Source organism: Microcystis sp. M109S1 (genome assembly GCF_020247025.1).
GTDB lineage: Bacteria > Cyanobacteriota > Cyanobacteriia > Cyanobacteriales > Microcystaceae > Microcystis.
Window position 1 is genome coordinate 1 of sequence record NZ_JADBRW010000182.1, and the last position, 5,020, is coordinate 5,020.

The 5,020-nt window shown below is 47.9% G+C and carries 4 protein-coding genes and 2 pseudogenes; all 6 read right to left on the minus strand.

Features of this window, described 5'->3' with window-relative positions; genetic code table 11:
* The coding region (locus IM322_RS23290; protein ID WP_353737100.1) for a helix-turn-helix domain-containing protein at positions 1-46 on the minus strand (46 nt) is incomplete at its 3' end.
* A gap of 91 nt (positions 47-137) precedes the next feature.
* Positions 138-794, minus strand: a pseudogene (locus IM322_RS23295) (glycosyltransferase); the annotation flags it as partial.
* Positions 791-1,885, minus strand: a complete 1,095-nt coding sequence (locus tag IM322_RS08890; protein WP_287675417.1) for a HEAT repeat domain-containing protein — start codon at positions 1,883-1,885, stop codon at positions 791-793. The gene IM322_RS08890 and the pseudogene IM322_RS23295, both read right to left, overlap by 4 nt.
* 208 nt (positions 1,886-2,093) lie before the next feature.
* Positions 2,094-3,761, minus strand: a complete 1,668-nt coding sequence (nadB, locus tag IM322_RS08895; RefSeq protein ID WP_287675418.1) for an L-aspartate oxidase — start codon at positions 3,759-3,761, stop codon at positions 2,094-2,096.
* A gap of 191 nt (positions 3,762-3,952) precedes the next feature.
* Entirely contained in the window at positions 3,953-4,360 is a 408-nt protein-coding gene (gene psbU, locus IM322_RS08900; RefSeq protein WP_287675419.1) for a photosystem II complex extrinsic protein PsbU, read from the minus strand.
* Between the two features lie 421 nt (positions 4,361-4,781).
* Positions 4,782-5,020, minus strand: a pseudogene (locus IM322_RS08905) (IS200/IS605 family transposase); the annotation flags it as partial.

Below are 5,020 nucleotides of genomic sequence, written 5' to 3' on the forward strand. Positions count from 1 at the left end.
CTTGTTCGGGTGTGGGGTAAAATCGAAACGAATAGGCTTTTTCCATGTCTCACATTCTGGCATATATTTGGTAAATGCGCTAGTATTTAACGGTAAAGCCGTCGTAGAACGACGGGGTTTCAGACCCAAAATTTTCGATGACCGAAAACCCGTAAAGGGACGCCTAACTGTTGACAAGCGGCGATCGCATCCTCTAAAGCTTTTTCCGGGGCAATCCGTCCCACCCAGGCTAGACAGGGGGAGGAATCGGCCCGAAACTGATACAAAGATACGTCTAAACCATTAGCCAAACAGCGATAGGGGGGAGAGAGGGAGAAAGTTTCTGCTTGGGCGAGGGTGTGAAAAGCGAGTAAATGGGGAAAATTGCTGTAGGTTTTTTGAATAATATGATCCATCGCCAAAGAAACGGAAGCCATGCTGACTAAATGGGCGACGGGAGTGGCAAAAAAAGGAGTGAGATAAAAAGGGAGCCAATCCTAGGCAAAATTAATAATTAAATCGTACTGATTTTGTATCTGTTGGGCGTAGTGCCACATATTGGCCAAAACGGCATTTTCGGGCATTAAAATCGGGGCTTGCCGGCCCTGACTTTGGGCGGAAATCTGGGCATTTCCTGCTATAGTGATTAAGGGAATATCATGCAACTGCGAGGCTTCTGGAGCCACTACCCGCACCGGATAGCCTTGCTTAGTTAGAGTGCGAGCGAGATTATAAAGAGTTAATTCTACGCCACCGCCGCCCCCCGAACCCAAAAATCCCCCGGGGGTGGAGATAAATAACAGTTTTCGACTCAATTTTGCACCTCTGTGGGTGTGGTTTCAGTGAAGGAAGTATCCTGTACGTCATCATCTTCCGGTTCACCAGTGGTTTCTAGGGGAGCAATATCTAAACGGGGCGGTAATTGCAGATTTAACTGTCTGATTGCCCAGCGTGCTGTTTCTTGCACTTCTTCATCGGAATCATCGAGGGCATGACAAATTAATTGACTGATCTGAGACATGATATCGTAGAGTCTGGTTAAATCCCGGATAGCATTTTTCCGCACTTGGGGATTTTTATCCTGGAGAGAGATAGCCAAAGCTTGGTTCATCGGTCGCAGGGAGCGGGTACAGATTTGAGCGAGGGCTTCTAGGGTTAAACTGCGTTCGTAGGAATCCCCATCCACCATACTATCGACTAAAGGCTGCATTGCCCTAGAATCGGACATTTGTGCCAGTTTCCAAACCGCCCGTCTGCGGGTGCGGGGATCGTCATCGCGGAGACTTTCAATCAAACTCAGGATTAAGTCTGCGTTTGGGATACGGGAGGTAGCTTGTACGGGCAAAGAAGGCTCGAAATCCTCCTCCCAATTGTCATTAATGTCACTGCCGGTGTTGCTGTCCGTATCGAAGGAATTGCCATTGCCCCTAGAAAAGTTGTCGAGTGGGTTTTTAGGAGTGACGTAAGTTGTCTTTTTGCGCGGTTTTGAGGCTTTGCCCTTGGGACGGTATTGAAAGAAAAGCGATAGTAAAGCTGCCAATAAAGCGATCGATAACAGAGCCGAGCCAGCAATTAACGGTATTGGTGAAGTCTCATTTCCGGCGGCTGCGTTGGCGGCCGTGGCGTTTTGACCTAGATACTTCTGCATATTAGCGATCGCATTTTGAGCAGATGTATCGTTCGGACGTTGTGCCAGAGCTTGTTGAAATTTTTCTAGGGCGAGTTGGTAATTTTTTTGGGCTGTGGCTTCGTAACCAGCTTTCATCAACTGATCGTAAGTGGCCACAGTCTGGGGTTGCTCTAACCTAGGGGGAGTTTGAGCGTTAGCCGTGGGTAAAGTCTGGAAATTATGACCCCAACTGCTCACACCGATAGCTAACAACAATAGGAAATTGGGTTTGATCATAGAATTAATGTAACTGTTTAGGGGGGGGGTAAAAGTTATAATAGCCTAAAAGCCATAAATGAAAAGCACTGAACTCCAGAGATGGGTCATAGACTGCGATGATTGGGAAAAGCCCTCGGTGAGCGTGGGGCGAATAGTACGGCTCCTAGGAGCGAGGATAGAGTCCACTGTTTAGAGCTTAGGGATTATCTGTGAAAAACTGGCTTAATTAAGCTTGCACAGGCGTTTTGCGCCCTGTTCGACCTTGAATAGTCGTGTGGAATTGCCAATTAGCTACGGTTTCTGGATAATCGCCCCGATAGTGACCGCCTCGGCTTTCTGCTCGTAATAAGGCACTTTCCAGAATTAAGTCGGCGATGTCTAGAAGATTTAACGTCTCGATCGCTATTCTTATTTCTAACTGCACCGAGGGACACAAAAATAATTGTTCTTTGTCGGGGAGAAGATTCTGGAGAAATTGGCCCATCTTTAAGGAATGTAACTGTTGTTTCCACTGTTGCACCCGTAGGATAGCAATTTCTAACTCATTTTGAAATCGGCAAATTCCCGCATTTTCCCACATTAAAATCGGTAATTCTCTCCGTACTTTTTGCCAGTCTTCCTGTTCTTCCTGCCAGTTTTCCGCAATTTCTAAGGGTTTTTCTGGTCTTTCCCCACGAAAGTTTTCTGGCTCTAGACCTATTGCAACTAAATTTGCCGCAAAGACAATACATTCCAAGAGAGAATTACTGGCTAAACGATTGGCTCCATGAACACCTGTACTAGCAGCTTCGCCGATCGCATACAAACCGGATAGAGAAGTGCGGGCGTTTAAATCTGTGGCCACTCCTCCCATCCAATAGTGAGCGGCGGGGGCGACCGGAATCACATCCTCAAGCACATTAATGCCCCATTTTTGACAGATGCGGATAATATTAGGGAAACGATAACGCAGACGATCCGGTTCGATTGGTCTTAAATCTAGATATACTTTGGCATGGGCGGGATCGTCGGAGGTTTTCTGCAAATGGCTAAAAATCGCCCGACTCACCACATCCCGGGGGGCCAATTCTCCGGCCGGATGGTAATCGAAGGCAAAACGCCGCCCCCGGGCATCAATTAAATGCGCTCCTTCGCCGCGCACCGCTTCACTAATTAAAAACCGCGGTGCCCCCGGCACAGTCAAAGCGGTGGGGTGAAACTGAAAAAATTCCGGGTCGCGAATCACTGCCCCAGCACGCCAAGCCAGGGCGACTCCATCCCCCGTGCTAACGGCGGGATTAGTGGTTTGGGCGTAGACTTGACCGCCGCCTCCCGTAGCCAGAATGACTGCTTGCGCTCGCAGCCAACAGAGATGATCTTGATGGAGTAAACAAATACCTTGACAGCGTTGCCCTTCCGGGTCAAGCCAGAGTTTCAGCGCGATCGCTTGGGGAATAATGGTAATATTGGGGCGTTCGACCACTTTTTCCATCAGGGTACTGACGATCGCTCTCCCCGTGCGATCGGCTGCGTGCAGCACCCTGGCCTGGGAGTGGGCAGCCTCAAGAGTGCGGGCTAAGTCGTCTCCAGAGCGATCAAAACTAACTCCTAACCGCAGCAAATCAGCGATCGCTTGGGGGGCTTTCTCGACTAAAAACTGCACGGCATAGCGATCGCATAAGCCTGCTCCAGCTTTCAGGGTATCTTCTAAATGGAAAACGGGGGAATCCTGGGGGGACGTGGCCGCCGCAATTCCTCCCTGCGCCCAATCACTAGCCCCAGTTTTTAAATCTTCTTTGGTAATTAAACCCACCTTCAAGTTAGGGGGTAAACACAGCGCGGCATACAATCCCGCCGCTCCCGATCCCACCACTAAAACATCTTGATAACTCGGCAGTTGCGAGGAAACGACCATTGAGGGATGAATTGATAAATTCTATTCATTCTAGCATTCCATTTCTCTATAGCTCTGGCAAAAATCGCCAGTCTTTCCTTAGGGCAGTATGCCAGATTCTTTCTTTTGCCTCTTGCCTTCAGAAGCTGATCACTGAAAAAGGTGAGCGATCGCTCACCTTGGAATTTTTTTAAAACCGCAATTAACTGGATTTAGTAAACTCCGGGGTTAAAACGGTCATCACCCTCGATAAATTCTTTAGAAGGCTCAGTAACGGTAAATTTCTCCAGATTAGCCTGTAAACGCTCTTTTTGAGTGGCCGAGAGTCCGGGGATATTGAGGACATCTTCCACTTCTTGGTAGGGGGCGTTTTTGATGATTTTACCGGCTAAATTGGGATAGAACCCTCTCAAGTCCCGGAAATCGCGAATATCACTGTTATTGAGGTCGATTTTCGCCCCAAATTCTGTAGTTAGTTTGGCATCGGCCGCATTTAAGACCGCCACAGGAAGAGAGGGAAGGGCGCTCGAGGTGAGATTGAGAGCTTGAGCAGGAACTTTGCCCCAAAAACTCCCGATAATCAAGGCAATTACCGCCAGCAGACGAACAAGATTCTTCATTGCAGTTGTGGTCTCCTAAAACCAAGGCAAATTAACGATCAGGACAAGAAGTTAAGCCATCAGCTTTCCGACTAGGCATAGGGTGGGGAATTGGGACTTACCACCGCAGCTTACCTATTAGCTGAACGCTGATAGCTAGTTAAAAAAGTTATATCATGCCATTAGACCAGATCTTAACCTAGTTTGCCGCCCTAGGGGAAGGGTTTTGGGTATTGGGGGATGGGGTTTTAGGGTTTTGCGGTTTTGGGGTTTGATCACAAACAACAAGTTGGTTAGGACAATCTAAATCGCTAAAATCCGGTTCTGGCAAGGATTTTCCTGCTGCCTGCTGCCATCTGCCTTCTGCTATCTCAAGGTCGCGAGAGGACTCCCGTTAAACTGCGTAGCGGTTAACGGGAGATAAATCGCCACCAGAATAAAACTAACGCGGTAGCGTTTCCACTTTCGGGGAGTTTTGGTTCTCGACGTATTTTTTTAGTTGTTCGACAGTAACGCCGCCACAACTAGCCACGAAATAACCTCCCGTCCAAAAATAAGGTTTATTGTAGAAATACTTTGCCGCCAAATCCGGAAATTCCTTTCTAATTAATGGGACTACTAACTGTTTTAAGGTTAGCGATTAATTTGGATAAAGCGATGTCAGGTTTGTCATCGATAATC